General features: G+C 63.6%; 26 protein-coding genes. 18 read left to right on the top strand and 8 right to left on the bottom strand.

What is annotated here, in order from left to right; all coding sequences use genetic code 11:
* The first annotated feature begins 44 nt into the window (after nt 1-44).
* Nucleotides 45-521 carry a hypothetical protein gene (locus RGM2987_RS10040; RefSeq protein WP_245140346.1) on the top strand — a complete coding sequence of 159 codons (477 nt, stop codon included), beginning with the start codon at nt 45-47 and terminating at the stop codon, nt 519-521.
* A gap of 37 nt (nt 522-558) precedes the next feature.
* Here the strand turns inward: RGM2987_RS10040 and RGM2987_RS10035 are convergent, their stop codons facing one another.
* The 6 genes from RGM2987_RS10035 to RGM2987_RS10010 form a co-directional block, all read right to left on the bottom strand.
* Nucleotides 559-1,035 (bottom strand): chemotaxis protein CheW, encoded by a 477-nt coding sequence (locus RGM2987_RS10035; RefSeq protein WP_245140344.1) that lies wholly within the window; start codon nt 1,033-1,035, stop codon nt 559-561.
* Nucleotides 1,028-6,943, bottom strand: a complete 5,916-nt coding sequence (locus RGM2987_RS10030; protein WP_245140342.1) for an Hpt domain-containing protein — start codon at nt 6,941-6,943, stop codon at nt 1,028-1,030. The genes RGM2987_RS10035 and RGM2987_RS10030 overlap by 8 nt, the downstream gene beginning before the upstream one ends.
* A 205-nt stretch (nt 6,944-7,148) precedes the next feature.
* Nucleotides 7,149-9,206, bottom strand: coding sequence for a methyl-accepting chemotaxis protein (locus RGM2987_RS10025; protein WP_245140340.1), 2,058 nt, complete (start codon nt 9,204-9,206; stop codon nt 7,149-7,151).
* Nucleotides 9,207-9,398: 192 nt separating this feature from the next.
* Complete coding sequence (locus tag RGM2987_RS10020; protein WP_245140338.1) at nt 9,399-9,938, bottom strand: chemotaxis protein CheW; 540 nt, start codon at nt 9,936-9,938, stop codon at nt 9,399-9,401.
* Between the two features lie 10 nt (nt 9,939-9,948).
* Entirely contained in the window at nt 9,949-10,314 is a 366-nt protein-coding gene (pilH, locus tag RGM2987_RS10015; RefSeq protein WP_245140335.1) for a twitching motility response regulator PilH, read from the bottom strand.
* A gap of 46 nt (nt 10,315-10,360) precedes the next feature.
* A complete protein-coding gene (locus RGM2987_RS10010) occupies nt 10,361-10,789 on the bottom strand; it encodes a response regulator (protein WP_245140332.1) in 429 nt (142 codons plus the stop codon).
* 223 nt (nt 10,790-11,012) lie between these two features.
* Here RGM2987_RS10010 and gshB point away from each other — a divergent pair, with 223 nt between their 5' ends.
* The 7 genes from gshB to RGM2987_RS09975 all read left to right on the top strand — a co-directional run bounded on the left by gshB (nt 11,013) and on the right by RGM2987_RS09975 (nt 17,053).
* Nucleotides 11,013-11,966: a glutathione synthase gene (gene gshB / locus RGM2987_RS10005; protein ID WP_245140329.1), complete on the top strand. Its 954-nt coding sequence runs from the start codon at nt 11,013-11,015 to the stop codon at nt 11,964-11,966.
* A 76-nt stretch (nt 11,967-12,042) separates the two neighbouring features.
* The gene (locus RGM2987_RS10000) at nt 12,043-12,939 is read left to right on the top strand and encodes an energy transducer TonB (RefSeq protein WP_245140325.1); all 897 of its coding nucleotides are present in this window, start codon (nt 12,043-12,045) and stop codon (nt 12,937-12,939) included.
* A gap of 219 nt (nt 12,940-13,158) precedes the next feature.
* Entirely contained in the window at nt 13,159-13,728 is a 570-nt protein-coding gene (locus tag RGM2987_RS09995) for a YqgE/AlgH family protein (protein WP_245140323.1), read from the top strand.
* On the top strand, nt 13,728-14,165 hold the full coding sequence (gene ruvX, locus RGM2987_RS09990) for a Holliday junction resolvase RuvX (RefSeq protein ID WP_245140320.1): 438 nt from the start codon (nt 13,728-13,730) through the stop codon (nt 14,163-14,165). Before RGM2987_RS09995 ends, ruvX begins: the two co-directional genes overlap by 1 nt.
* Nucleotides 14,166-14,249: 84 nt before the next feature.
* Entirely contained in the window at nt 14,250-14,756 is a 507-nt protein-coding gene (gene pyrR / locus RGM2987_RS09985; protein WP_245140318.1) for a bifunctional pyr operon transcriptional regulator/uracil phosphoribosyltransferase PyrR, read from the top strand.
* A gap of 24 nt (nt 14,757-14,780) precedes the next feature.
* Nucleotides 14,781-15,785, top strand: coding sequence for an aspartate carbamoyltransferase catalytic subunit (locus RGM2987_RS09980; protein ID WP_245140315.1), 1,005 nt, complete (start codon nt 14,781-14,783; stop codon nt 15,783-15,785).
* Entirely contained in the window at nt 15,782-17,053 is a 1,272-nt protein-coding gene (locus tag RGM2987_RS09975) for a dihydroorotase (RefSeq protein WP_245140313.1), read from the top strand. Before RGM2987_RS09980 ends, RGM2987_RS09975 begins: the two co-directional genes overlap by 4 nt.
* A 131-nt stretch (nt 17,054-17,184) precedes the next feature.
* On the opposite strand, the gene RGM2987_RS09970 is transcribed toward RGM2987_RS09975, so the two are convergent.
* Nucleotides 17,185-17,613, bottom strand: a complete 429-nt coding sequence (locus RGM2987_RS09970) for an NINE protein (protein ID WP_245140311.1) — start codon at nt 17,611-17,613, stop codon at nt 17,185-17,187.
* 249 nt (nt 17,614-17,862) lie between these two features.
* On the opposite strand from RGM2987_RS09970, the gene RGM2987_RS09965 reads away from it, so the two are divergent.
* Nucleotides 17,863-18,474, top strand: coding sequence for a C40 family peptidase (locus RGM2987_RS09965; RefSeq protein ID WP_245140309.1), 612 nt, complete (start codon nt 17,863-17,865; stop codon nt 18,472-18,474).
* Between the two features lie 148 nt (nt 18,475-18,622).
* Here RGM2987_RS09965 and RGM2987_RS09960 read toward each other — a convergent pair whose 3' ends face one another.
* Nucleotides 18,623-19,657: a type IV pilus twitching motility protein PilT gene (locus RGM2987_RS09960; protein ID WP_245140306.1), complete on the bottom strand. Its 1,035-nt coding sequence runs from the start codon at nt 19,655-19,657 to the stop codon at nt 18,623-18,625.
* Nucleotides 19,658-19,713: 56 nt separating this feature from the next.
* On the opposite strand from RGM2987_RS09960, the gene RGM2987_RS09955 reads away from it, so the two are divergent.
* The 9 genes from RGM2987_RS09955 (at nt 19,714) to RGM2987_RS09915 (ending at nt 26,488) form a co-directional block, all read left to right on the top strand.
* A complete protein-coding gene (locus RGM2987_RS09955) occupies nt 19,714-20,403 on the top strand; it encodes a YggS family pyridoxal phosphate-dependent enzyme (RefSeq protein ID WP_245140304.1) in 690 nt (229 codons plus the stop codon).
* Between the two features lie 36 nt (nt 20,404-20,439).
* Nucleotides 20,440-21,258: a pyrroline-5-carboxylate reductase gene (proC, locus tag RGM2987_RS09950; protein WP_245140301.1), complete on the top strand. Its 819-nt coding sequence runs from the start codon at nt 20,440-20,442 to the stop codon at nt 21,256-21,258.
* 10 nt (nt 21,259-21,268) lie between these two features.
* Complete coding sequence (locus tag RGM2987_RS09945; protein ID WP_245140298.1) at nt 21,269-21,859, top strand: YggT family protein; 591 nt, start codon at nt 21,269-21,271, stop codon at nt 21,857-21,859.
* 272 nt (nt 21,860-22,131) lie between these two features.
* Nucleotides 22,132-23,271 (top strand): homoserine O-acetyltransferase, encoded by a 1,140-nt coding sequence (locus tag RGM2987_RS09940; protein WP_245140296.1) that lies wholly within the window; start codon nt 22,132-22,134, stop codon nt 23,269-23,271.
* Nucleotides 23,272-23,278: 7 nt separating this feature from the next.
* Complete coding sequence (metW, locus tag RGM2987_RS09935; protein ID WP_245140294.1) at nt 23,279-23,899, top strand: methionine biosynthesis protein MetW; 621 nt, start codon at nt 23,279-23,281, stop codon at nt 23,897-23,899.
* Nucleotides 23,900-23,923: 24 nt separating this feature from the next.
* Entirely contained in the window at nt 23,924-24,358 is a 435-nt protein-coding gene (locus RGM2987_RS09930) for a DUF4426 domain-containing protein (RefSeq protein ID WP_245140292.1), read from the top strand.
* Entirely contained in the window at nt 24,355-24,951 is a 597-nt protein-coding gene (rdgB, locus tag RGM2987_RS09925; RefSeq protein WP_245140289.1) for an RdgB/HAM1 family non-canonical purine NTP pyrophosphatase, read from the top strand. The genes RGM2987_RS09930 and rdgB overlap by 4 nt, the downstream gene beginning before the upstream one ends.
* Nucleotides 24,948-26,147, top strand: coding sequence for a radical SAM family heme chaperone HemW (hemW, locus tag RGM2987_RS09920; RefSeq protein WP_245140287.1), 1,200 nt, complete (start codon nt 24,948-24,950; stop codon nt 26,145-26,147). Before rdgB ends, hemW begins: the two co-directional genes overlap by 4 nt.
* A 17-nt stretch (nt 26,148-26,164) precedes the next feature.
* Complete coding sequence (locus RGM2987_RS09915) at nt 26,165-26,488, top strand: DUF3392 domain-containing protein (RefSeq protein ID WP_245140285.1); 324 nt, start codon at nt 26,165-26,167, stop codon at nt 26,486-26,488.
* Nucleotides 26,489-26,575 lie beyond the last annotated feature (87 nt).

Genomic DNA, 26,575 nt, shown 5'->3' with positions numbered 1-26,575 from the left:
AAGGTCGATGCGGCTGTAATTCCATCAAGATTTTGGAGGACACCATGCGTTATGTGGATCACACGACTTTCGACGCTCAAGACCGTAACGGATGGGTCGACGGTAATGGCGCAATCGGCGCAAGGCTGGTAGCCGATGAACAAGGCCGGAACATTTTCTGGGCTGGCGAGATGATCGCCAGCGATAAAAACAGGTTCCTTCCAGGTCTTTACAAGCAGTTCAATTTCAAAGACCCCGAGCTGGCGCATGAGCATTTTCATCTGACTTTCCGTTATCGCATCAAAGAGCAGCCGGGGAAGCTCGGCTTCGCCTTCCTGATCACCGAGAGCACTCACAGCGGCTGGGTGAGCATGCGGGTAAACCCGCAAACTTGCGTCGGTGAGTGGGTAGAGGTGGACGGCCCGGTATCCAACTGGTTTGCTCGTTCCAATGAACTTCAGATAGGCGTTTGTGCCGCAGAGATGGGCAAGACCTTTGGACTGGAGTTCGCCGACATCCGGCTCGAGATGATTCCGGCGTAAGTGTCCCCCAAGAAAACCCTGTGGGCTGGGAAACGGCTCAGGGTCTTCGATGCTCAGCCAACCCGGCGGCCATCACCAGCTCCTCCAACGCCAGCAGGTCCGGCACTTTCGCCACATGCTCCCCCACCTGCACCGCCGCCTGTTCCAGCCCGCACAGCGGCACGTCGACGTAGCTCAGCTGGGGGTCGAGCTTGCAGGAGCGTGGGATGCCTTGCACCAGCAGGGCGATGAAGCGTAGCTCCGGGCGGCCGCCGAGGGCGTTGAGCACGACGATGCGGGCGCGCTCGCCGATCATGGTTTTCTGGCCGCAGGCCGACTCGAAGCTCAGCAGCGGGATCTGCCGTTCGCGCCAGCTCACCCAGCCCAGAAACCACGGCGGGGTGTCCAGGTCGAAGGCGCTGCTCTGGTAGTCGATCAGCTCGGCCACCGCCACGTTGGGCAGGATCAGGTGGCGGTCAGCCAGGGGCAGCAGCAACCCGGTGAGGTGGCTGGTGCGCGGATGAAGGTCATGCATGGGTCTTGCTCCAGTGAGCGATGCTGTCGAGCAGCACCGATTCCTGGTACGGCTTGCCCAGGTAGTCGTTGACGCCGATGGCCATGGCGCGGTCGCGGTGCTTCTGGCCGGTGCGCGAGGTGATCATGATGATCGGCAGGTGTGCAAGGCGTGGGTCGTTGCGTACCTGCGTCGCCACTTCGAAGCCGTCCATGCGCGGCATCTCGATGTCCAGCAGCATCAGGTCCGGGGAATGTTCGGCCAGCAGCGCCATGGCGTCCACGCCGTCCTTGGCGGTGAGTACGTGCATGCCATGGCGTTCCAGCAGGCGGCTGGTGACTTTGCGCACCGTCACCGAGTCGTCCACCACCAGTACCAGCAACGGCCGCTGATGCTCGCCCTCGCTTTGCGCCGAGACCGGGCGGCGCGGGACCTGGTGCGGCAAGGCGCGGATCGGCGCCAGCAGGTCGAGGATAAGCACCACCCGACCGTCGCCGAGGATGGTCGCTCCGGACAGGCCCTGTACCGCCGAAAACTGCGGGCCGAGGCTCTTGACCACGATCTCGCGGGTGCCGGCGGTGGCATCCACCTGCACCGCGATATGCCGCTCGTTGCACTGCATCAGCAACACCGGCAACGGCTGGCTCTGGCCGAGCAATTTTGGGCGAGCACCGGTTTTCAGCAGCTCGCCCAGATAACACAGTTCATAACGCTGCCCGGCGTAGGTATAGGTCGGCGGATCGAGCTGGTAATAGCCGTCCAGTTCGGCGGGCAGCACCCGGACGATGCTTTCAATGGTGTTGAGCGGGATCGCGTATTGGTCTTCATGACACTGCACCATCAACGCCCGGTTGACCGCTACGGTGAACGGCAGGCGAATGCGGAAATGCACGCCCTGCCCCGGCGTGGAATCGATGACCATGCTGCCGCCCAGTTGCCGCACTTCTTCGTGGACCACGTCCATGCCGACGCCACGCCCGGAAATCTGGGTAATTTTCTCGGCGGTGGAAAACCCCGGTTGCAGGATGAATTGCAGCACGTCGCGATCACTGATGTCGCTGTCCGGCGCCAGCAGGCCGCGCTTGATCGCCTTGCGCCGCACCGCCTCCAGCGGCACGCCGGCGCCGTCGTCGCGGATGTCGAAAATGATGTCGCCGCCTTCCCGGGACAAATCCAGGCTGATGCGCCCGCGCGCCGGCTTGCCTGCGGCGATGCGCACGTCGGCCGGCTCCAGGCCATGGTCCACGGCATTTCGCAGCATGTGCTCCAGAGGCGCGGCCATGCGCTCCAGTACGTTGCGATCCATCTCGCCTTCGGCATTGCCGACCACGAACTCGACGTCCTTGCCCAGTTCCTGCGCCACCTGTCGGACGATGCGCTTGAGGCGCGGCAGCATGCGCTCGAACGGCACCATGCGCGTGCGCATCAGGCCTTCCTGCAGTTCGGTGTTGATGCGCCCTTGCTGCTGCAACAGGCTTTCAGCGTCGTGATTGCTGCGGTCGAGGGTTTCCTTGAGATCGAGCAAATCCGAGGCGGATTCGAACAGCGCCCGGGACAACTGCTGCAACTGGGAATGACGGTCCATCTCCAGCGGGTCGAACTCTTCATAGCCCAGGCGTTCGGCCTCCACTTGCTGGCGGCTGAGAATCCGCCCCTGGGTCTCGGTATCCAGCCGACGCAATTGATCGCGCATGCGCTCGATGGTGGTTTCCATCTCGTGCAGGGCCACGCGGGCGTCGTTGACCTGCTGTTCGATACGACCCCGGAAGATCGAGGTTTCCCCGGCCAGGTTCACCAGGTCATCGAGCAGCTCAGCGGAGACCTTGACCATATCCGCGCCATCGCTCGACGGGCCCGGCTCCGGCTTGGCTGGCACAGGGATCGGAATCGGTTCCGGCGCGGGGACGGGGGCAGTGACCGCGTTGTCCTGCGGATGGTTGACCGCCTGGATCTGCGCGATCAGGCGGTCTGCCGGCGGACACGATAGCCCGGCCCGTACCGCATCGAGCATCTGCGCCAGGCGGTCATGGCTGCTTTGCACCAGGGTAAACAGCGCCGCCGTTGGTTGAAGCAGCCCCGCCGACAGGCCTTCGTAAAGGTTTTCCAGTTCATGGGCCAGGTCGCCGATGGGCGCGATTTCCACCATCCGCGCACCGCCCTTGAGCGTGTGCAGATCGCGCAACAGGGTTTCCACCGCCTGGCGGTTCGAAGGTTCGGCCTGCCAGCGCTGCAAGGCTGCGGCAGAACTGTCGAGAATATCGAAGCCTTCTTCGAGGAAGATCTCCAGCAGTTCGGGGTCATGGCCGGCCGCATCGCCCGGCTGGGCACCGGTGGTTTCGATGGCGTTCGGCTTGTCCTGGCGAAACCTGCGCAGGGCGTCGATCAGCGCAACCGGGTCACCCAGCGGCTGGCCCTGTTGCAACTGCCCGAGCAACAGGTCGAGGCGCTCGTGGCTGCCATTGAGCAGTTGTTCCAGCGCTTCGCTGTGGCTGTAGCGACGGTCCACCAAGCCTTCGTAGAGAGTTTCCAGCTCCTGGGCCAGATCGCTGATCGAGCGGATGTCCGCCATCCGCGCCCCGCCCTTGAGAGTATGCAGGTCACGTTGCAACGACGACAGCGGCGCGGCGTTTTCCGGGTCGGCCAGCCAGCGTTGCAGGGCCTGGGCGGCACTCTCGAGAATGTCCTGGGCTTCCTCGATGAAGATCGAGACGATGTCGTCGTCCACGGCGGCGTCAGCACGGGTGTTACGTTCCAGCTCAGCCGTCGCGCTACTGAGTTCGCGAATGCTCAGGGTGCGGCTGCCGTCGCTGCGGATCAGGCCGGTGGCCGAGGGGTCGAGGCCGGCCTCCAACAATCTGCGCAGGGCCTGCACCCGTTCCGGCTGAGAATGCACATGCTGCCCGGCCGCCAGTTCATCGAGCATGTCGATCAGTGCTTCATGGGCGCGCTGTGCCTCCTGGAAAAACGCATCGCTGACCGTCAGGCTGCTTTCTTCCACGGCGCCGTAGAGGTCGAGCAAGGCTTCGCAGAGCTCGTCCACCGGGTGCAGGTCGGCCAGGTGCGCGCCTTCACCGAGGGTGGTCAGTTCATCCAGCAACGCACTGAGCTCCTGACCCTCGCCCGGGTGCTGCTGCCAGCGCTGCAGCAGGCTCTCGGCGTCCAGCAGGATGTCCATGCCCTGGGCGAGGAAGTTGTTGATCAGTTGCGGATCACGCTTGGTTCGCGCGCCGTTGTCCGGCGCACCGGGGTTCGCTTGCAGGCGCTCGGCCAACAGCGCCTGGGTACGCCGGACCAGATCGGCGGCGCCGGCAATCGGCGCCAGCGGCTCGCCATGCAGCTGGCGCAGGCCCAGTCGCAGCAGGCCTTCAGCCTCCAGCAGCAGTTCGACCTCATCCAGGTCCAGGGCGATCAGGTGCGCGCGGTATTCCCGGGCCAGTTCGTCCATGGCGCCGGCCAGCTCGGCAATCGGCAGCACGCCGGCCATGGAGGCGCTGCCCTTGAGGGTGTGCAAGGCGCGCTGCAATTCGTCGCTGGCCTGCAACGGCAGCTGCTCGGCAGCCTGCTCGAGAAAGCGATTGAGGCTAGCGAGGTGGCCCTGGGCTTCGGTGTCGAAAATCTTCAGCAGCAGCGGATCGAGAGCGGCCACGTCCCGCTGGTCTTCCTCCTGCTCATCGTTGCCCTTGGCCAGGGCATGGGCGCGGGCGGCCAGGCGGTCGACGTCCTCACGCTGTCGCTGGCGATTGTCAGCGAACTCCGCCACCAGCGCCGGCAACAACTGCACCGTGTCCTCGATCAACTGAAGCACCTTGGGCCCTGGCTCGACGCTGTGCTCCAGCACCCGGTTGAGCAGGTTTTCCACGGCCCAGGCCAGCTCACCCAGCACCAGCGCCCGGACCATCCGGCCGCTGCCCTTGAGCGTGTGGAAAGCCCGGCGCACTTCACCCAGGGCAGCATGGTCATCGGGATGCCCACGCCAGCGCGGCAGGTACTCGTGCAGGACACTGAGCACCTCGTCGGTTTCCTCGAGGAAGACCTCGCGCAGCTCATCGTCCACCGGGTGCTCGTCCGTTGGCGGCGGCAGCAGGCTGCCCGGGGTGCTCCTGGCCGGGGGGTTGACCGCCGAGACCGGGTTGCCCAGCACTTGGGCCAGAGACTGCACGGTCTGCGGGTCATCCAGTTCCTGCAAGTCCTGCATGACCTGGGCCTCGTTGGGGCTCAACACCTCATCAAGCAACGGCACCCGCGCTTCGTCGGGAAAGTAACCAAGAGCCGCCAGGCTGCGCTCGACCACATCCAGCAAGGGTTCGCCGGGTGTCTGCGGGTCTTCGCTCAAACGCTCCAGGTAATATTCCAGGCCCGTGATCACGTCGGCCAGGTGGTCGAGTTCTTCCCAGCCGGGCTGGGCATGTTCAAGCAGCAGGTGCTCGCGAATGAAGCCATTGCAGGCCTCCACCAGGCCGGCGGCGCGGCTCAGGGGGATCATCGCCAGCGCGCCGCGCACCTGGGTCAGCAAGGCCGGCAGAGGTTGCAACTGCTCGCTGTTCCAGTCGGCGTCGATGTAGTCGACGATCATGTCCTTGGCCTGTTGCAGACAGGTGTGGGCCTCCTTGATGACGATCTGGTGGATCTGGGTCAGGTCCGTGGTGGGCAACCGGGCGTCTTCGCGGCTTTCCGGCTCGACGGTGCCGACCATGCCGGCCAGGGTCGCCTCGACATAGAGCAAGGCGCCGGCGACGTCCATGAGGGTCGCGTCATCGGGCTCGCGCTGGCCCTGGGCGAGGCTCAGCACCACCGCCAGTTGATCGATGATGACCTTGCGCGGCTGGCCGAACCCGAGCACCGCCAAGGTGTCGGCGATCTGTCGCAAAGGCGCTAGCAGGCTGTCCAGCTCTGAGGCGTGCTGGCGGTCGCTGCGCACGAACAGGTCCAGGCGTTCCTTGACCCGCACCAGCTCTTCGCAGAGCGCGGCGAGCACCGAGCGCATGGCATCGCGGTCGGGCCCGGCCAGGCGTGCGCGTTCTTCGTCGACCATGGCGCTGTCGGGCAGCGCGTCGTCCAGTGAGTAGCGTTCTTTCATGATCTGCATCTGCCCGCTGGGATGTTCGGCCTTGGCAATATAGAACAACAAGCTCTTGAGCAGGTGGGGCGGTGCCGGTTGATTGATACCGGGCATGCCTTGGTCCAACAGGCGCTTGAGCTCCTTGTCGGCCTCCTTGAACAGGCTGCGCAGCGCCGGGCTGTTGGCAATGCGCCCCTCGCGCATGCCCTCCACCAGCGCCGAGGCCACTTGCCACAACGCGTTGAGCGGCGCCCCGGCGCACAGCCCTTCGAGGCGATGGAAGACTTTGGCCAGGTAACCGAGGTGGGTGGCATCGTCCTGTTCGCGCAACAGGCCCACCAGGGCCACTTGCAGGGTCTGGCGCAGTTTGCGCAAGGTGCTGGGCAGGTCGGGGGGCGCCAGATGCTGCAAGGCTTCGCCACTCAGGGGGGCAATGTCCGGCAGCTCGGGGCTGAACAGGCTGGTCTCCGACAACAGGCCCTCGCCTCGGGCACTTCTTAGATCATTGATCAGCGGCAAGACCACCAGCGGCAGGTCGCGGCGAGCACCTTGTATGCGCTCAAGGTAGATCGGTAACTGGCCCAGGGCCTGGCTCAGCAGGCTGATGGCTTCGTCGCGGTGGCTGATGCGGTTGTCTTGCAGGGCGGCGCACAGCTGCTCCATTTCTTCGGCCAACAACGCCGCACCATAGAACTCGACCATTTGCAGGCCGCCGTGCACCTGGTGAATGCAGGCCAGGCATTGCCCAAGGGCGTCCGACGCCTGCGGATCGTCCACCAGGCGGTTGAGGGCCAGGTGGGCCTGCTTCAGCGTTTCGGCAATCTCGCCCTTGATCCACTCCAGGGCTACATAGTCGTGCCGATCACCCATAACTGCTCCAAATCATCGTCATACGCCTGAGGTACTGACGAGACTCCTTGTGGCGAGGGAGCTTGCTCCCGCTTGAGCGCGCAGCGCTCACAAAATCCGTGGGGGCCGCTGCACCCGAAACGTCGGACCGGCCCAGCGGGAGCAAGCTCCCTCGCCCCAAAAGCTTCCTCGCCACATAACCCTTCTCAATATGCATGTCCGCCCGTCACGTTTTTTCCTCATCCACCGGCCCCGCCGGCAAGGTGAACCCCGACACCGAACGGCGCAGTTGGCTGGCCATCTTCGCCAGGTTGCCGATGCTCTCGGCGGTGGCGGTGGAGCCCGACGAGGTTTGCGTGGTGATCTGCTGGATCACGTTCATGGTCAGGGAAATCTGCCCGGCCGAGCTGGTCTGTTGCTGCGCCGCGTTGGAAATGCTCTGGATCAGTGCCGCCAGGGTCTTGGACACGCCTTCGATTTCCTCCAGCGCCACCCCGGCATCCTGGGCCAGTCGCGCGCCGCGCACCACTTCGGTGGTGGTCTGCTCCATGGAGATCACCGCTTCGTTGGTGTCGGCCTGGATCGCCCGCACCAGGGTCTCGATCTGGCGGGTCGCCGCCGATGAACGCTCCGCCAGGCGTTGCACTTCATCGGCCACTACCGCGAAGCCGCGTCCGGCGTCGCCCGCCATGGACGCCTGGATCGCCGCGTTGAGCGCCAGGATGTTGGTCTGGTCGGCGATGTCGTCGATCAGGCTGACAATGTCGCCGATTTCCTGGGACGACTCACCCAGGCGCTTGATGCGTTTGGCGGTGTCCTGGATCTGTTCGCGAATGTTGTCCATGCCATGAATGGTGTTGTGCACCACCTCGTTGCCCTTGTTGGCGATTTCCACCGAACGCTCGGCCACCGCCGACGATTCGGCGGCATTGGCTGACACCTGGTCGATGGACTGGGCCATTTCATTGATTGAAGTCGAAGCTTCGGAGATTTGCTGGGCCTGATGCTCGGAAGCCTGGGCCAGGTGCATCGCCGTGGCCTGGGTTTCCTGCACGGCGGCGGCCACCTGGCCGGCGGTGAGGTTGATGGTTGCCACCAGGTCGCGCAGTTGGTCCACCGAGTAGTTGATGGAGTCGGCGATGGTGCCGGTGAAGTCCTCGGTGACCGAAGCAGTGACTGTCAGGTCGCCATCGGCGAGGTCGGCGATTTCGTCCAGCAGCCGCATGATCGCGTTCTGGTTGCGCTCGTTCTTTTCTGCCGTCTCGCGCAGTTGGCGATTGGTTTCGCGCACCATCACCAGGCCGATCAGGATGATCGACATCAGCGCCAGCAGGCCCAGCACATAACCGCCGATGGTATTGACGGAGCGCCCACCGGCCAGGTTCTCGAACGCGGTCGCCAGGTGCGAGGCTTCGTCCAGCAGGGTTTGCGAAAGATTGAAGATATTGCCCGCCGATTCACGGACCTTGAACAGTTCCGGAGAGGTTTCGAGGATTTCGTCCACCGAGCCCGAGACGAATTCGAACAGCTCGCTGATCTCGCTCAGGCGTGCCCGGGCATCGCGGTCCTGGACCTGGGATATTTTCAACGCCGGGTCACCTTGCAGCATGCCGTTGAGCACTTGGCCGAAACGCGCGGCGTCGCGGCCGAAGGTATCGGCGGCCTGGCTGGCATTTTCGTCCCCCGCCAGCACAGTGTTCACCGCACCGAGAATCCGCTCGGCCAGCAATGACTGACGCTGGGCCATGGCCACCTGGGCCGCCGGGGCGCCGCGTTGCAGCAGGATTTCGACGACCTTTTCGTACTCGACCTGTAGTTGCGGCACGGTTTCGGCCAGGGTCGCCGCCACCTGGTGCAGCGACAGGACGGTCTGCTCGCTGGTGAGGATCGCATCGGTGTTCTTGAGCAGGCGCTCCCAGTCCAATTGCACGGCGCGCATCTGTGGGCGCAACGTGGCCGGCGCTGGTGGCAGGCCGGTCACCGGGTCGCCCTGCTTCAAGTAGCTCCAGCGCTGGGCAAAATCATTGCGCGCATCGCTGAGCAACTTGAACGCCGCGGGCTTGCCGGCGGCCGCCTCGGTGGCGTTCTTGGCGATGCGCTGGGACAGCACTCGCAATTCCCCGGCATGGCCGATGTACTGCTTGTCGTAGGTGGACTGGGTATTGAGATAAGCGAAATTGGCGAACAGCAGCACGATGAAGACGATCAGCGCGACGAACAGCACGATGATCTGCGAACGACTGCGCGTCGCTTCCAGTGGCTTGCCTGTTTTTGCTTTGATCATCGGTTCTCGCCTTACTGCTTTATCAGTGGGGCCACTGCCTTGCTTACCTGTCAGACCGAGTCGCCACCTTCGCGAGCAAGCCCGCTCCCACATCGGGATCTACTGAGAACTCAAGCTTTGTGAGCACCATAGATCCAATGTGGGAGCGGGCTTGCTCGCGAAGGGGCCAGCCCATTCACTCGAGCTTTTTCGTCAAACAGCTACATCCATGAACCCTGGCGAACGCGTCAGGGCGAACGGGCTGAACACCTGCCACTCGCGCTCGCCGCGAAACCGCCCCTTGACGAAGACCGACTCCGGGCCGTCGAGATCATCCATCAAGGTCGGTTCGAGACTCTCCTGAGGGAAATGCTGCAACCCGAGGACCTCATCCACCAGCAACCCGGTGAACATTTCGTCGTGATCGACCACCAGCACCCGGCGCTGCTTGCGCAGGGTCGACAGCTCATGGCCGAAAAAACCGCACAGATCCATCAACGGCAACAGTCGCCCACGCAGGTTAGCCACGCCACGCACCCACGGCTTGACTCCGGGCAACTGGGTATAGCGCGGTTCGTGCAGCACTTCGCTGACTTCCCCCATGGGCGCCACATACCAGTGCTCGCCCAGGCGAAAGCCGATGCCGCTCCAACTGGCGCGATGGGCCGGCTGGGACGGCAGGTCCGCCCCCAGCAGCCGACAGCGCCGGTCGATCTGCAAGAGCAGTTCGAATGCGGTCAGGGACTGGCTCATGGCCGCGCGGTCAACCCACCAGTACTTTGTTCAGGGTCGCGATCAGGGTTTCTTCGTCCACCGGCTTGGTCAGGTAATCCTTGGCGCCCTGGCGCGTGCCCCAGACCTTGTCGGTGTCTTGGTCCTTGGTGGTGATGATGATCACCGGGATGTGGCCGGTGTCCGGGTCCTTGGTCAGTTGGCGCGTGGCCTGGAACCCGTTGAGGCCGGGCATGACGATATCCATCAGCACCGCGTCGGGTTTTTCCTGGCGGGCCAGGGCCACGCCATCGGCGCCATTTTCGGCCTTCAGGACCTGGTGGCCATGCTTTTCCAGCATACCGGTGAGTTTGTACATCTCAGTCGGCGAGTCATCGACGATCAGAATACGTGCCATGGTGTTCCCCATTTTTGTCGACCCCAGGCCCGTTGGCCGAGTGTCATTAATGTGCCTGGTGCGGCTGGACAGCGGCGAAGCCCGGGACATGGGCCTGTATCGCCCCCAGCAGTTCTTCCTTGCTGAACGGTTTGGTCAAAAACTGATCGGAGCCGACGATGCGTCCCTTGGCCTTGTCGAACAAGCCGTCACGGGACGACAACATGATCACCGGCGTGGCCTTGAACGCGCTGTTGTTCTTGATCAGGGCACAGGTCTGGTAACCGTCCAGGCGCGGCATCATGATGTCGACGAAGATAATGCCCGGATGATGGTCGGCGATCTTGGCCAGGGCATCGAAGCCGTCGATGGCCGTGATCACCTCGCAGCCGACGTTGCGCAACAGGGTTTCGGCGGTGCGGCGGATGGTCTTCGAGTCATCGATGACCATGACCTTCAAGGCATTGGGTTGCTGCTGCGAAAGATGCTCTGCCATTGTCACTGCGGACCGGTTTTTAACGCTTGAGAGTCAACGACCGCGCAAACCCTTGATGTTCAAGGCCCACGCGTCACATGGCAGCCTTTTTAGCACAGTCTCAATCGCCGATCCATGGCCGGTCGGTGCGGTGGTTTTTCCTTGACCGCCAATCGTCCGGGCGCCACTCTGACGCCACTTTTTCGCGGCAGTCGTGCCCATCAAATTTTCGAGGAACCAAGCCATGAGCGTACGCGTCGGCATTGTCATGGACCCTATCGCCAGCATTTCCTACAAAAAGGATAGCTCGCTGGCCATGCTGCTGGCCGCTCAGAAGCGCGGCTGGGAACTGTTCTACATGGAGCAGCGCGACCTCTACCAGGCCGAAGGCCAGGCTCGGGCGCGGATGAAGCCGCTGAAAGTCTTCGCCAACCCCGAGAAATGGTTCGAGCTGGGCGCCGAAAGCGACGCACTGCTGAGCGACCTGGACGTGATCCTGATGCGCAAGGATCCGCCGTTCGACATGGAATTCGTCTACTCCACCTACCTGCTGGAGCAGGCTGAAAGCGCCGGCGTACTGGTGGTCAACAAGCCCCAGAGCCTGCGCGACTGCAACGAAAAACTGTTCGCCACACTGTTCCCGCAGTGCACGCCGCCGACCATCGTCAGCCGACGCCCGGACGTGCTGCGCGAATTCGCCGACCACCACGGCGACGTGATCCTCAAGCCCCTGGATGGCATGGGCGGCTCCTCGATCTTCCGCCACACCGCCGGCCACCCGAACCTGTCGGTCATCCTCGAAACCCTGACCTTGCACGGCAAGCAGCAGATCATGATCCAGGGCTACCTGCCGGCCATCGTCGATGGCGACAAGCGCATCCTGATGATCGACGGCGAACCGGTGGATTATTGCCTGGCGCGCATTCCCGCGGCTGGCGAAACCCGCGGCAACCTGGCGGCAGGCGGTCGTGGCGAAGCGCGTCCACTGACCGAGAAAGACCGCTGGATCGCCGCCCAGGTCGGCCCGACCCTGCGGGAGAAGGGCCTGCTGTTCGTCGGCCTGGACGTGATCGGCGAGCACCTGACCGAGATCAACGTCACCAGCCCGACCTGCATCCGCGAGATCGACAACGCCTTCGGAACCGACATCGGCGGCCTGCTGATGGATGCCATCGATCAGAAGCTCAAGACGCGTTGATCCGGATCTGATGAAGGAAACCGACATTGCGTTATCATGCCCGGCCTGAAAAAAACGCGATGTTGGTTTCCTTGACATGACACTCCCGTCCGATCTGCCCCAAGAGCTCGCCCATCATGGCGTGCGCCCGGCCGATCGCCTCGGTTTTACCCTGTTCCTGGCGGCGCTGATCCACCTGGCCCTGCTGCTGGGCGTCGGTTTTGCCACGGTCGAGCCCAAGCAGATCAGCCGGACCCTGGAAATCACCCTGGCGACCTTCAAGAGCGAGACCAAGCCGGCCAAGGCGGATTTCCTCGCCCAGGAAAACCAGCAAGGCAGCGGCACTCTGGAGAAGAAAGCGATCCCCAAGACCACCGAGATCGCGCCGTTCCAGGACAATCAGGTGCAGAAAGCTACGCCTCCCCCGGCGGCCAAGCCCGAAGCCCAGGAAACCGCACCCAAGGCAGCCGTGACCACCGTGGCACCGAAGCCGAAAAAAGCCCCGGTCAAGGAAGAGGTCAAGCCTGATCCCAAGCCCAAGGCCCCCGCCCCGACGTTCGACAGCTCCCAGTTGTCCAGCGACATCGCCAGCCTGGAAGCCGAACTGGCCCAGGAGCAGCAGTTGTATGCCAAACGTCCGCGGATCCACCGCCTGAGCGCCGCCTCGACCATGCGCGACAAGGGCGCCTGGTACAAGGACGAGTGGCGCAAGAAGGTCGAGCGCATCGGCAACCTCAACTATCCCGACGAAGCCCGGCGCAAGCAGATCTACGGTAATTTGCGGCTGATGGTCTCGATCAACCGCGACGGTTCGCTGTATGAAGTGCTGGTGCTGGAATCCTCCGGCCAGCCGCTGCTGGACCAGGCCGCCCAGCGCATCGTGCGCCTGGCCGCGCCGTTCGCGCCGTTTACCGGCGACCTGTCGGACATCGACCGACTGGAAATCATCCGCACCTGGAAGTTCGCCCGGGGCGACCGGCTCTCAAGCAACTGACCCGCCCCCAACTTTGTGGGAGCGGGCTTGCTCGCGAAGGCGGTGGCCCTGGCCCAAGAGATCCATTGGATGTACCGGCCCCTTCGCGAGCAAGCCCGCTCCCACAGGGTTTTGTATGGCTCAGGCATTTGTGCCCATCACAGGGATTTGGGGCGGCCGCTACATTTGCTGCGCATCCCCAGCTTGTCAGTTCGCCCCCGCGCCGCCACACTAGCGCCTATGAAAAACGTCAGCCCCACCTACCTCAAGCACCACTTCCTGATCGCCATGCCGCACATGGCCGATCCGAACTTTGCCCACACCTTGACCTACATCGTCGAGCACACGGCCAATGGGGCCATGGGGCTGGTGGTCAATCGCCCGCAGGAGCTGAACCTGGCGGACATTCTTGAGCAGTTGCGCCCCGACGTAGAACCGCCGGCCCTGTGCCAGCACGTGCCGATTTTCATCGGCGGCCCGGTGCAGACCGACCGCGGCTTCGTGCTCCATCCGTCGGGGCCGACCTACCAGGCCACCGTGGACCTCAACGGCGTGTCGTTGTCCACCTCCCAGGACGTGCTGTTCGCCATTGCCGACGGTGTCGGCCCGCAGAAAAGCCTGATCGCCCTCGGCTACGCCGGCTGGGAGCCCGGGCAACTGGAAGCCGAGCTGGCCGACAACGCCTGGCTGACCTGCCCGTTCGACGCCGATATCCTGTTCAACACCAGCAGTGAACTGCGCCTGGAAGCGGCGGCCAGCCGACTGGGGGTCAACCTCAGCCTGCTCACCAGCCAGGCGGGACACGCCTGATGGCCCTGCGCTTGCTGCTGGGCTTCGATTACGGCACCAAACAGATCGGCGTAGCGGTCGGCCAGGTCGTGACCGGCCAGGCCCGGGAGCTGTGCACCTTGAAGGCACAGAACGGCGTTCCGGACTGGAACCAGGTCGAAGCGCTGATCAAGGAATGGAAACCCGACGCCGTGGTGGTCGGCCTGCCGTTGAACATGGACGGCACTCCAAGCGACATGTGCGTGCGCGCCGAAAAATTCGCCCGCCGGCTCAATGGCCGTTTCAACCTGCCCTTCTATACCCACGACGAACGCCTCACCACCTTCGAGGCCAAGGGCGAGCGCCTGGCGCGCGGCGGGCAGAAAGGCAGTTACCGCGACAACCCGGTGGACGCCATCGCCGCCGCCCTGCTGTTGCAAGGCTGGCTGGACGAGAACAGCGCCCTGTTCGAAAGCTGATTTTCTACAAAGCGCCGCAAGGCGCTTTCTTTTAGCGACAAACCGCGCCATCGATCACCGGCGCGGACACCTGAAGGAGCCAGCATGAGCCTGCCCAATCCTGCCGAACTGATCAGCCAGATGGCGATCCGTCTCACGGCACACCTGGAACACCGTGGCATCAGCGAACCCCGCTACATCGGTATTCGCACCGGTGGCGTCTGGGTCGCCCAGGCCTTGCTCGACGCCCTGGGCAGCCAGGCGCCGCTGGGCACCCTGGACGTGTCGTTCTACCGCGACGACTTCAGCCAGAACGGCCTGCACCCGCAAGTGCGGCCCTCGGCCCTGCCCTTCGAGATCGAAGGCCAGCACCTGGTGCTGATCGACGACGTACTGATGAGCGGCCGGACCATCCGCGCCGCCATGAACGAGTTGTTCGACTACGGCCGCCCGGCCAGCGTGACGCTGGTGTGCCTGCTGGACCTGGACGCCGCCGAGTTGCCGATCCGACCGAACGTGGTCGGCGCGACGCTGACGCTGGCCGCCCACGAGCGGGTCAAGCTCTCGGGCCCTGCGCCGCTGCAACTCGAACTGCAAGACCTAGCCCTTTAACTGCCCTTGTAAGAGTCCATCGCGATGACGCCTCTCGAAACCAAGCGCCCGCTGCAGCTCAACGATCAGGGCCAGCTGCGGCACTTCCTGTCGCTCGACGGCCTGCGCCGCGAGCTGCTGACGGAAATCCTCGACACTGCCGACTCGTTCCTCGAAGTCGGTGCCCGGGCGGTGAAGAAGGTCCCGTTGCTGCGCGGCAAGACCGTGTGCAACGTGTTCTTCGAAAACTCCACCCGCACCCGCACCACCTTCGAACTGGCGGCCCAGCGACTGTCGGCGGACGTGATCACCCTCAACGTGTCCACATCCTCGGCGAGCAAGGGTGAAACCCTGCTCGATACCCTGCGCAACCTCGAAGCCATGGCCGCCGACATGTTCGTCGTGCGCCACGGTGATTCCGGCGCGGCACACTTCATTGCCGAACACGTCTGCCCGCAGGTAGCGATCATCAACGGTGGCGACGGCCGTCACGCCCACCCGACCCAGGGCATGCTGGACATGCTGACCATCCGCCGGCACAAGGGCAGCTTCGAGAACCTGTCGGTGGCGATCGTCGGCGATATCCTGCACTCGCGGGTAGCCCGCTCGAACATGCTGGCCCTCAAGACCCTCGGCTGCCCGGACATTCGCGTGATCGCGCCGAAGACCCTGCTGCCCATCGGCGTCGAGCAATACGGCGTGAAGGTCTACACCGACATGACCGAAGGCCTCAAGGATGTGGACGTGGTGATCATGCTGCGCCTGCAACGCGAGCGCATGACCGGCGGCCTGCTGCCCAGCGAAGGCGAGTTCTATCGGCTCTATGGCCTGACCACCGCCCGCCTGGCCGGGGCCAAGCCGGACGCCATCGTCATGCACCCGGGGCCGATCAACCGTGGCGTGGAGATCGAGTCGGCGGTGGCCGACGGGCCGCATTCGGTGATCCTCAACCAGGTGACCTACGGCATCGCCATCCGCATGGCCGTGCTGTCCATGGCCATGAGTGGGCAAACGGCCCAGCGCCAACTCGACCAGGAGAACGCCCAGTGAAGCTCAGCATTCTCGGCGCCCGCGTGATCGATCCAGCCAGTGGCCTGGATCAAGTGACCGATATCCACATCGATGCCTGTAAGATCGTCGCCCTCGGCGCCGCCCCAAGCGGCTTCGTGGCGATCGAGACCCTCGATGCCCAAGGCCTGGTGGCTGCTCCAGGCCTGGTGGACCTGAACGTCGCCCTGCGCGAGCCGGGCTACAGCCGTAAAGGCAGCATCGTCAGCGAAACCCGCGCCGCTGCCACCGGAGGCGTGACCAGCCTGTGCTGCCCGCCGCAGACCAGACCGGTGCTGGACACCTCGGCCGTGGCCGAACTGATCCTCGACCGCGCCCGCGAGGCTGGCAACACCAAGGTCTTCCCGATTGGCGCACTTAGCAAAGGCCTGGAGGGTGAGCAACTGGCCGAACTCATCGCCCTGCGCGACGCCGGCTGCGTGGCGTTCGGCAACGGCCTGAACAGCTTCCGCAACAGCCGCACCCTGTGCCGCGCCCTGGAATACGCGGCGACTTTCGGCCTGACGGTGATTTTCAACTCCCAGGACCACGACCTGGCCGAAGGAGGCCTGGCCCACGAAGGCCCGACCGCCAGCTTCCTCGGCCTGCCGGGCATTCCGGAAACCGCCGAGACCGTGGCATTGGCCCGGGACCTGCTGCTGGTGGAGCAGAGCGGTGTGCGCGCGCACTTCAGCCAGTTGACCAGCGCCCGTGGCGCGGCGTTGATCGCCCAGGCCCAGGCCCGTGGCCTGCCGGTCACCGCCGATGTGGCGCTGTACCAACTGCTGCTGACCGACGAGGCGCTGATCGACTTCAACAGCGTCTATCACGTCCAGCCACCACTGCGCACCCGTGCCGACCGCGACGGCTTGCGCGATGCGGTGAAGTCCGGGGTCATCTCGGCCATCTCCAGCCATCACCAACCTCACGAACGCGATGCCAAGTTGGCCCCGTTCGGCGCCACCGAGCCGGGCATCAGCAGCGTCGAACTGCTGCTGCCGCTGGCGATGACACTGGTGGAAGACGGCTTGCTCGACCTGCCCACCTTGCTGGCACGCCTGAGCAGCGGCCCGGCCACCGCGCTGCAACTGCCTGTTGGCAAACTGGCGGTGGGCGCCGCGGCAGACCTGGTGCTGTTTGATCCGGCGGCTTCGACCGTGGCCGGCGAAGCCTGGCGCTCCAAGGGCGACAACTGCCCGTTCCTGGGCCAGCGTTTGCCGGGTGCGGTGCGTTACACCTTGATGGATGGCCGGGTGACTCACCAGGCCTGATACCGCGTCGCCTGATTCGCGAGCAAGCCCGCTCCCACATTGGTTCGAGGTGTTCACAAGCTATGTGAACACAGGAGATCCAGTGTGGGAGCGGGCTTGCTCGCGAATACAGGCGACGCGGTCTCCCTGACTTACTGAAAAGCCCCCCGCTTCTGCGCATTACGAATCGAAACCTGGTCATTCAGCGTCCAGAAGTCATACAGCACCCCCAGGAAAAACACCCCTCCGGTCAGCAGGTAGATGATGCCGCTGAGCCATTTGCCCTGGTACATGCGGTGCACGCCAAGAACCCCGAGAAACGTCAGCAGGATCCACGCCACGGTGTATTCGATGGGCCCTGGGGTAAAGCGCAGGTCCGCCTCACGATCCATGGCCGGGATCAGGAACAGGTCGATCAGCCAGCCGATGCCCAGCAGGCCGAAGGTGAAGAACCAGATCGTGCCCGTCACCGGCTTACCGTAATAGAAGCGATGGGCCCCGGTGAAGCCGAAAATCCATAGCAGGTACCCGATCACTTTGCTGTGCGTGTCGTGGGTTGTGCCCGGTTGATAGCTGTTCATGAATGGCCTCTTTTGCCTCGATAGATAAATTTGTTCGGACTTTTTGTGACTTTTACGTGTCTCGCCGACAAGCGGTCCTCGACCGCACGAATCGGCGAAAGCCCCGTCCCATAGGGGTTGTGTCGGACAATCGGGCTGATATGCAGCGATTTTGCGGCTTTTACCCTGGGTTTCGAATCGACAAACGGCCTCGGAACCACAAAAAAAGCTGTTATAAAGTTGCGCGCTAACCTCTATGAGCCCTGCCTAATGCGTCCATTTTTCAAGACATGGCTAACCATTTGCCTATTATTGCCACTGGCCGCCCACGCCACCAATCGTGAGCAACGTCTTCCCAACGTCAACGGCTATACCCCTAAATCCCATGTTTCTGCTCCTTCGAGCAAGAACAGGCAAAGCGTCCTACCCGTGAGCACCGGCAACAGCAAGCTGGTCCCGCCGATGGCGACCAAAGCGAGCAGCAACGTGTTGAGTCGCGCCGTGAATGTACTCGGCACACCTTATCGTTGGGGCGGTAGCAGCCCAACTAAAGGCTTCGATTGCAGTGGGCTGGTGAAATACGCTTTCAACGACGCCACGTTCGACCTGCCGCGCACCTCCAATGCCATGGCGGCCGGGCACGGCGAGAAAGTCGAGCGCAAGGATCTCAAGCCTGGCGACCTGATTTTCTTCAAGCTCAAGAGCCGTCGGGTCAATCATGTGGCCATCTACCTGGGCAACGACCGCTTCATCCACGCCCCACGCCGTGGCAAGTCGGTGACCATCGACACCTTGAACAAACCGTACTGGGACAGCCACTACGTGGTTGCCAAGCGGGTGCTGCCGAAAGAACCGGCTGGGTTGCGGGTCGTCCAGCGCTGATCCCCCTGTGGCGAGGGAGCTTGCTCCCGCTGGGTGGCGCAGCCGCCCAATAAGATTTGAAACTCGCGCGACCCCATCACTTTTCTGGGCCGCTTCGCGGCCCAGCGGGAGCAAGCTCCCTCGCCACAGGGGGGCGCGCCGACTTCCCTTAGAAATTATCCGGCGTACGCGCCCGCTCCCGTGCATGTTCGCGGCTGATCAAGCCCTTGGTCACCAAATCCTTCAGGCACATGTCCAGGGTCTGCATCCCCAGCGAACCACCGGTCTGGATCGACGAGTACATCTGCGCGATCTTGTCTTCGCGGATCAGGTTACGAATCGCCGAGGTGCCCAGCATGATCTCGTGGGCGGCAACGCGTCCGCCGCCGATCTTCTTGATCAACGTCTGGGAAACCACCGCCTGCAACGACTCGGACAGCATCGAACGGACCATGGATTTCTCGTCACCCGGGAACACGTCCACCACCCGGTCGATGGTCTTGGCCGCCGAGGTGGTGTGCAGGGTGCCGAACACCAGGTGCCCGGTTTCCGCGGCGGTCAGTGCCAGGCGGATGGTTTCCAGGTCGCGCATCTCCCCCACCAGGATTACGTCCGGGTCTTCGCGCAGGGCCGAGCGCAGGGCGGTGGAAAAGCCCTGGGTGTCGCGATGCACTTCGCGCTGGTTGATCAGGCACTTGCGCGGTTCGTGGACGAATTCGATGGGGTCTTCGATGGTGAGGATGTGGTGGTGCTTGTGGCTGTTGAGGTAGTCGATCATCGCCGCCAGGGTGGTGGACTTGCCTGAACCGGTCGGCCCGGTCACCAGCACCAGCCCGCGAGGCGCCTCGGTGATTTTGCGAAACACCTCGCCCATGCCCAGGTCTTCCATAGTCAGGACTTTCGACGGAATGGTCCGGAACACCGCACCTGCGCCGCGATTCTGATTGAACGCGTTGACCCGAAACCGTGCCAGGCCCGGCACCTCGAAGGAAAAGTCGGTTTCCAGAAACTTTTCGTAATCTACTCGTTGCCGGTCGTTCATGATGTCGTAGATCAACTCATGCACCTGCTTGTGATCCAGCGCCGGCAGGTTGATCCGCCGTACATCGCCATCCACGCGGATCATCGGCGGCAGCCCGGCGGACAAATGCAGGTCCGAGGCCCCCTGTTTGGCGCTGAACGCCAGCAGTTCAGTGATATCCATAGCGCTCCCCAATTCCAGTAGAATGCCGCGAACCTCAGACCCGCTGGCGCTTCTTTATGTCCACGATAGCAGACAACATTGCTCAGGTTAGTTCGCGTATCCACGCCGCAGAGCAGGCCGCCCGACGTCCCGCCAATAGCGTGCAGTTGCTGGCCGTGAGCAAGACCAAGCCCGCCGACGCCGTGCGCGAAGCCTATGCCGCCGGCCTGCGGGACTTCGGCGAGAACTACCTGCAAGAAGCGCTGGGCAAGCAGGCCGAGCTGACCGACCTGCCCTTGATCTGGCACTTCATCGGCCCCATTCAATCGAACAAGACACGCGCTATCGCCGAACATTTCGACTGGGTGCACTCCGTGGATCGCCTGAAAATTGCCCAACGCCTGTCCGAGCAACGCCCGGACGGCTTGCCGCCGCTGAACATCTGCATCCAGGTCAACGTCAGCGGCGAAGCCAGCAAATCCGGCTGCACCCCGGCGGACCTCCCGGCCCTCGCCGACGCCATCAGCGCCTTGCCACGCCTGAAGCTGCGCGGGTTGATGGCGATTCCCGAGCCGACCGACGAGCGAGCCGCCCAGGACGCGGCTTTCGCGACGGTCCAGCGCCTGCAAGCCAGCCTGGCGCTGCCCCTGGACACGCTGTCCATGGGCATGAGCCACGACCTCGAATCCGCCATCGCCCAGGGCGCAACCTGGGTGCGCATCGGTACGGCGCTGTTCGGTGCCCGCGACTACAGCAACCAGCCTTAAGCCATGCCGACTCATCTCTCTAATCAAGGACCTGTCATGAGCAACACGCGTATTGCCTTCATCGGCGCCGGCAACATGGCCGCTAGCCTGATCGGTGGCCTGCGGGCCAAGGGCCTGGACGCTGCGCAGATCCGCGCCAGCGATCCGGGTGACGAGACCCGCGCCCGAGTGAGCGCCGAGCACGGCATCGAAACCTTCGCCGACAACGCCCAGGCTATCGACGGCGCCGACGTCATCGTGCTGGCGGTCAAGCCACAAGCGATGAAGTCGGTGTGCCAAGCCCTGCGCCCGAGCCTCAAGCCCGGGCAACTGGTAGTCTCGATTGCCGCCGGGATCACCTGCGCCAGCATGAACAACTGGCTCGGCGAGCAACCGATCGTGCGCTGCATGCCCAACACCCCGGCGTTGTTGCGCCAGGGCGTCAGTGGTCTGTTCGCGACGGCGCAGGTCAGTGCCGAACAGCGCCAACAGGCAGAAGAGCTGCTGTCGGCCGTAGGCCTGGCGCTGTGGCTGGAGACCGAGCAGCAACTGGACGCCGTCACCGCCGTATCCGGTTCAGGCCCGGCGTACTTCTTCCTGCTGGTCGAAGCCATGACCGCCGCCGGCGAAAAACTCGGCCTGCCACGGGAAATTGCTGCCCAGCTGACTGCGCAAACCGCCCTCGGCGCGGCGCACATGGTGGTCTCCAGTGACGTCGATGCCGCCGAGTTACGCCGCCGGGTGACTTCACCGGCCGGCACCACCGAAGCCGCCATCAAATCGTTCCAGGCCGGGGGCTTCGAAGCCCTGGTGGAAAAAGCACTCGGCGCCGCCGCGCACCGCTCGGCCGAAATGGCCGAACAACTGGGCCAATAAGGAGCCATTCATGATTGGATTGAACACTGCAGCGGTCTACGTCCTGCAAACCCTGGGCAGCCTGTACCTGCTGATCGTGCTGCTGCGCTTCGTGCTGCAACTGGTGCGCGCCAACTTCTACAACCCGCTATGCCAGTTCATCGTCAAGGCCACCCAGCCCCTGCTCAAGCCGCTGCGCCGGATCATCCCGAGCCTGTTCGGCCTGGACATGTCGTCGCTAATCCTGGCGATCCTGGTGCAAATGGCGCTGATGGCCCTGACGCTGCTGCTGACCTACGGCACCACCGGCAACCCGCTGCAATTGCTGATCTGGTCGATCATCGGCGTGACGGCGCTGTTCCTGAAGATTTTCTTCTTCGCCCTGATCATCAGTGTGATCCTGTCGTGGGTCGCCCCGGGCAGCCACAATCCGGGCGCCGAGCTGGTGAACCAGATCTGCGAGCCGGCCCTGGCGCCGTTCCGCCGCATCGTGCCGAACCTCGGCGGCCTGGATATCTCACCGATCCTGGCGTTCATGGTGCTCAAGCTGCTCGACATGCTGGTGATCAACAACCTGGCGGCGTTGACCATGATGCCGGAGATCCTGCGCCTGCTGATTTAAAGCACCCCGCAGGACTCTCTGTGGCGAGGGGATTACCTGTGGCGAGGGGATTTATCCCCGCTGGGCCGCGAAGCGGCCCCAAAGCAGGCAACTCGGTCAGCCTGATATACAGCATGTTCAGGTTTCAGGGCTGCTTCGCAGCCCAGCGGGGATAAATCCCCTCGCCACAGATAAATCCCCTCGCCATCGTTGGATTCCCCGGTTGCGCCTTCGCTTGCCGCTAACCCCAGCGGTCTTTAGACTTACGCCTCATTTCAACGAGAGCAGGGTCGATGCCAGCTGCCTTTCCCCCCGATTCCGTTGGTCTGGTTACGCCGCAAGTGGCGCATTTCAGCGAGCCCCTGGCCCTGGCCTGCGGTCGTTCGTTACCAGCCTATGACCTGATCTACGAAACCTACGGCACGCTGAACGCCAGCGCGAGCAATGCCGTGCTGATTTGCCACGCCCTGTCGGGACACCATCATGCCGCCGGTTACCACAGCGTCGACGAGCGCAAGCCCGGCTGGTGGGACAGTTGCATCGGCCCCGGCAAGCCCATCGATACCAACCGGTTCTTCGTGGTCAGCCTGAACAACCTCGGCGGCTGCAACGGCTCCACCGGCCCCAGCAGCCTCAACCCGGACACCGGCAAGCCCTACGGTGCCGATTTCCCGGTGCTCACCGTGGAAGACTGGGTCCACAGCCAGGCGCGCCTGGCCGACCGTCTCGGCATCCACCAATGGGCCGCCGTCATCGGCGGCAGCCTGGGCGGCATGCAGGCCCTCCAATGGACCATCACCTACCCGGACCGCGTGCGTCACTGTCTGGCAATCGCCTCGGCCCCCAAGCTGTCGGCGCAGAACATCGCCTTCAACGAAGTGGCGCGCCAGGCGATCCTCACCGACCCGGAGTTCCATGGCGGTTCGTTCCAGGAGCATGGTGTGATCCCCAAGCGCGGGCTGATGCTGGCGCGGATGGTCGGGCACATCACCTACCTGTCCGACGACTCCATGGGCGAGAAATTCGGCCGCGGGCTCAAGAGTGAAAAGCTCAACTACGACTTCCACAGCGTCGAGTTCCAGGTGGAGAGCTACCTGCGCTACCAGGGCGAGGAGTTTTCCGGGCGCTTCGACGCCAACACCTACCTGCTGATGACCAAGGCCCTGGACTACTTCGACCCGGCGGCGAACTTCGACGATGACCTGGCGAAAACCTTCGCCAGTGCCACGGCCAGGTTTTGCGTGATGTCATTCACCACCGACTGGCGTTTCTCCCCGGCCCGTTCCCGGGAACTGGTGGACGCGCTGATGGCCGCGCGCAAGGACGTCTGCTATTTGGAAATCGATGCGCCCCAGGGCCACGACGCCTTTTTGATGCCGATCCCGCGCTATTTGCAGGCGTTCGGCAACTACATGAACCGTATTACGCTGTGAGGACGCCATGAGAGCCGATCTGGACATCATCCAGGAATGGATCCCCGCCGGCAGCCGCGTGCTCGACCTGGGCTGCGGCAACGGCGAACTGCTGACCTGGCTGCGCGACAACAAGCAAGTCAGCGGCTACGGCCTGGAAAACGACCCGGACAACATCGCCGAATGCGTCGCCAAGGGTATCAACGTCATCGAGCAGGACCTGGACAAGGGCCTGGGCAACTTTGCCAGCAACAGCTTCGACGTCGTGGTCATGACCCAGGCCCTGCAAGCGGTGCATTACCCGGACAGGATCCTCGACGAAATGCTGCGGGTCGGACGGCAATGCATCATCACCTTCCCCAACTTCGGCCATTGGCGCTGCCGCTGGTACCTGGCGAGCAAGGGGCGGATGCCGGTGTCGGATTTCTTGCCGTACACCTGGTACAACACCCCGAACATCCACTTCTGCACCTTCGAGGATTTCGAGGCGTTGTGCCGCGAACGCGAAGCCAAGGTCATCGATCGCCTGGCCGTGGACCAGCAGCACCGCCACGGGTGGGCCAGCAAGCTATGGCCTAATCTGTTAGGTGAGATAGGCATCTATCGGGTCAGTAGCCCGAGCCTCTCCGATTACCAGGTCGCGGTGTAAACCCGGCCCTGACAGGAGCGCCACATGAAACGTCTAGCGTTGTTCCTCATTTCAGCCTGCCTCTGCGCCGGCGCCATGGCCGCGGACGTCATCAAGGCCGAGCGCAAGGAAGTGTTCGGCGACGTCACCGTGCACTACAACACGTTCAACTCCACCTTCCTGACGCCGGACATCGCCAAGGCCGCCGAGCTGGTGCGCAGCAAGAACCAGGGGGTGATCAATGTATCGCTGATCAAGGACGGCAAGCCCTTGATGGCCCAAGTCAGCGGCACGATCAAGGACCTGACCAGCAAGACGGTCCCGCTGACGTTCCGCCAGGTCATCGAGCAAGGCGCGATCTATTACATCGCCCAGTATCCGGTGGACCAGCAGGAGACCCGCACCTTTGAAATCAAGGTGCAGACCGGCGACAAGATCAACACCCTCAACTTCAACCAGGAACTGTTCCCCGGCGAATGATGAACCTCACCCAACTCGTACTCGCCAGCCACAACGCCGGCAAACTCAAGGAGCTCCAGGCCATGCTCGGCGGGTCGGTGCAGTTGCGCTCGATCGGCGAGTTCAGCCAGGTGGAGCCTGAAGAAACCGGCCTGTCGTTCGTCGAGAACGCGATCCTCAAGGCGCGTAACGCCGCGCGCATCTCCGGCCTGCCGGCGCTGGCCGACGACTCCGGGCTGGCAGTGGATTTTCTCGGCGGTGCGCCGGGCATCTATTCGGCCCGCTACGCCGACGGCAGAGGCGACGCGGCGAACAACGCCAAGCTGCTTGAAGCCCTCAAGGACGTGCCTGAAGCCCAACGCGGCGCGCAGTTCGTCTGCGTGCTGGCCCTGGTGCGGCATGCCGATGACCCGTTGCCGATCCTCTGCGAAGGCCTCTGGCACGGGCGCATCCTCACCGAGGCCAGTGGCGAACACGGCTTTGGCTACGACCCGCTGTTCTGGGTGCCGGAGCGCAACTGCTCCAGCGCAGAACTTGGCCCGGTGGAGAAAAACCAGTTGAGCCACCGCGCCCGCGCCATGGCCCTGCTGCGTCAGCGCCTGGATCTTCCATGAGCAATGACGCTCCCGCGCCGCTGATTCATGGCGGCGCACAGACGCCTCGGGCGCCGTTGCCGGTGCTGCCGCCCCTGGCGTTGTACATCCACATCCCGTGGTGCGTACGTAAATGCCCGTATTGCGACTTCAATTCCCACACCGCCAGCCCCCAGCTGCCGGAAGAGGAATACGTCGACGCCTTGCTGGCCGACCTCGACCAGGACCTGCACGGGGTGCATGGCCGGGTACTGAGTTCGATCTTTTTCGGTGGCGGCACTCCCAGCCTGTTCAGCGCCCGGGCGCTGGGCCGATTGCTCAAGGGCGTCGAAGCACGCATACCGTTCGCCCCGGACATTGAAATCACCTTGGAAGCAAACCCCGGTACGTTCGAGCAAGAGAAATTCGTCGCTTACCGGGCGTTGGGCATCAATCGCCTGTCTATCGGCATCCAGAGCTTCCAGCAGGCCAAGCTTGAGGCCTTGGGCCGGATCCACAACGGCGACGAAGCCGTGCGCGCCGCGGGTATGGCCCGTCAGGCCGGGTTCGACAACTTCAACCTGGACCTGATGCACGGCCTGCCCGATCAATCCCTGGATGATGCCTTGAGCGACTTGCGCCAAGCCATCGCCCTGAAGCCGACGCACCTGTCCTGGTACCAGCTGACACTGGAGCCAAACACGGTGTTCTGGAACCAGCCGCCGACGCTGCCGGAAGACGACACGCTGTGGGATATCCAGGAGGCCGGGCAAGCACTGCTGGCCGAACACGGCTACGCCCAATACGAAGTCTCGGCGTACGCGCAACCCGGCCGGGCGGCGCGGCATAATCTCAATTATTGGAGCTTCGGCGACTTCATCGGCATCGGCGCCGGTGCCCACGGCAAGCTCAGCCATCCGGACGGGCGCATCGTGCGCACCTGGAAGACCCGTCTGCCCAAGGACTACCTCAACCCAGCCAAACGCTTCCTGGCCGGCGAGAAAACCCTGGCCAACGAAGAGCTGCCGTTCGAATTCCTGATGAACGCCCTGCGCCTGACCCAGGGCGTGGAAGCGCGGCTGTATCCGCAGCGTACCGGCTTGCCCCTGCAAAGCCTGGCCGAAGGCCGGCGCGAGGCCGAACAAAGCGGCTTGTTGCAGGTCGAACCGTCACGTCTGGCGGCCACCGAGCGCGGACAGCTGTTTCTCAACGACCTGCTGCAGAAATTTTTGAGCTAATCACACAAGGAAACCCCATGGATCTGGTACTCGACCTGCTCGCCACCGTGTCCCGCTGGAGCCGCAGCAACCTGTCGGAAATCTCCCTGGCGCTGGTCGGTTGCCTGCTGGTGCTGTTTGGCGCCGACATCAAGGGTTGGGTCGAACAACGCCTGGGCAGCATCGCTGGCGCCCTGCGCGTGCCGCTGATCGCCCTGCTGTGCATGATCGGCAGCGGCGCGGCTTTGATCTATGCCACGCCGTGGGTGGTCAAGGGATTGAGCCAGTTCAACAACTACAGCCTGGCGCCGGTGCTGCTGGTGGTGTTGGTGCTGATTGGGGTGGTGGCGGATCGCCGCTGATCCCAGCTACACCATAGAACAAATGTGGGAGCGGGCTTGCTCGCGAATGCGGTGTATCAGTGGCAATTTCATTGCCTGACACTACGC

Origin of the sequence: Pseudomonas sp. RGM2987 (assembly GCF_022952855.1) — a bacterium.
Classification (GTDB): Bacteria; Pseudomonadota; Gammaproteobacteria; order Pseudomonadales; family Pseudomonadaceae; genus Aquipseudomonas.
Note: the sequence above shows the minus strand (reverse complement) of the source record. Positions and strands in the feature narration are given on the sequence as shown.

Bases quoted from the DNA above. Each gene is read 5' to 3' on its own strand.
- rdgB (WP_245140289.1), top strand. From the start codon at position 24,355: ATGATGAACCTCACCCAACTCGTACTCGCCAGCCACAACGCCGGCAAA.
- RGM2987_RS09945 (WP_245140298.1), top strand. From the start codon at position 21,269: ATGATTGGATTGAACACTGCAGCGGTCTACGTCCTGCAAACCCTGGGC.
- RGM2987_RS09980 (WP_245140315.1), top strand. From the start codon at position 14,781: ATGACGCCTCTCGAAACCAAGCGCCCGCTGCAGCTCAACGATCAGGGC.
- RGM2987_RS10030 (WP_245140342.1), bottom strand. From the start codon at position 6,943: ATGGGTGATCGGCACGACTATGTAGCCCTGGAGTGGATCAAGGGCGAG.
- RGM2987_RS09995 (WP_245140323.1), top strand. From the start codon at position 13,159: ATGAAAAACGTCAGCCCCACCTACCTCAAGCACCACTTCCTGATCGCC.
- pilH (WP_245140335.1), bottom strand. From the start codon at position 10,314: ATGGCACGTATTCTGATCGTCGATGACTCGCCGACTGAGATGTACAAA.
- RGM2987_RS09955 (WP_245140304.1), top strand. From the start codon at position 19,714: ATGTCCACGATAGCAGACAACATTGCTCAGGTTAGTTCGCGTATCCAC.
- RGM2987_RS10040 (WP_245140346.1), top strand. From the start codon at position 45: ATGCGTTATGTGGATCACACGACTTTCGACGCTCAAGACCGTAACGGA.
- RGM2987_RS09940 (WP_245140296.1), top strand. From the start codon at position 22,132: ATGCCAGCTGCCTTTCCCCCCGATTCCGTTGGTCTGGTTACGCCGCAA.
- metW (WP_245140294.1), top strand. From the start codon at position 23,279: ATGAGAGCCGATCTGGACATCATCCAGGAATGGATCCCCGCCGGCAGC.
- RGM2987_RS10020 (WP_245140338.1), bottom strand. From the start codon at position 9,938: ATGAGCCAGTCCCTGACCGCATTCGAACTGCTCTTGCAGATCGACCGG.
- hemW (WP_245140287.1), top strand. From the start codon at position 24,948: ATGAGCAATGACGCTCCCGCGCCGCTGATTCATGGCGGCGCACAGACG.
- gshB (WP_245140329.1), top strand. From the start codon at position 11,013: ATGAGCGTACGCGTCGGCATTGTCATGGACCCTATCGCCAGCATTTCC.
- RGM2987_RS10000 (WP_245140325.1), top strand. From the start codon at position 12,043: ATGACACTCCCGTCCGATCTGCCCCAAGAGCTCGCCCATCATGGCGTG.
- RGM2987_RS10025 (WP_245140340.1), bottom strand. From the start codon at position 9,206: ATGATCAAAGCAAAAACAGGCAAGCCACTGGAAGCGACGCGCAGTCGT.
- RGM2987_RS09930 (WP_245140292.1), top strand. From the start codon at position 23,924: ATGAAACGTCTAGCGTTGTTCCTCATTTCAGCCTGCCTCTGCGCCGGC.
- RGM2987_RS09965 (WP_245140309.1), top strand. From the start codon at position 17,863: ATGCGTCCATTTTTCAAGACATGGCTAACCATTTGCCTATTATTGCCA.
- RGM2987_RS10010 (WP_245140332.1), bottom strand. From the start codon at position 10,789: ATGGCAGAGCATCTTTCGCAGCAGCAACCCAATGCCTTGAAGGTCATG.
- ruvX (WP_245140320.1), top strand. From the start codon at position 13,728: ATGGCCCTGCGCTTGCTGCTGGGCTTCGATTACGGCACCAAACAGATC.
- RGM2987_RS09915 (WP_245140285.1), top strand. From the start codon at position 26,165: ATGGATCTGGTACTCGACCTGCTCGCCACCGTGTCCCGCTGGAGCCGC.
- RGM2987_RS10035 (WP_245140344.1), bottom strand. From the start codon at position 1,035: ATGCATGACCTTCATCCGCGCACCAGCCACCTCACCGGGTTGCTGCTG.
- proC (WP_245140301.1), top strand. From the start codon at position 20,440: ATGAGCAACACGCGTATTGCCTTCATCGGCGCCGGCAACATGGCCGCT.
- RGM2987_RS09960 (WP_245140306.1), bottom strand. From the start codon at position 19,657: ATGGATATCACTGAACTGCTGGCGTTCAGCGCCAAACAGGGGGCCTCG.
- pyrR (WP_245140318.1), top strand. From the start codon at position 14,250: ATGAGCCTGCCCAATCCTGCCGAACTGATCAGCCAGATGGCGATCCGT.
- RGM2987_RS09970 (WP_245140311.1), bottom strand. From the start codon at position 17,613: ATGAACAGCTATCAACCGGGCACAACCCACGACACGCACAGCAAAGTG.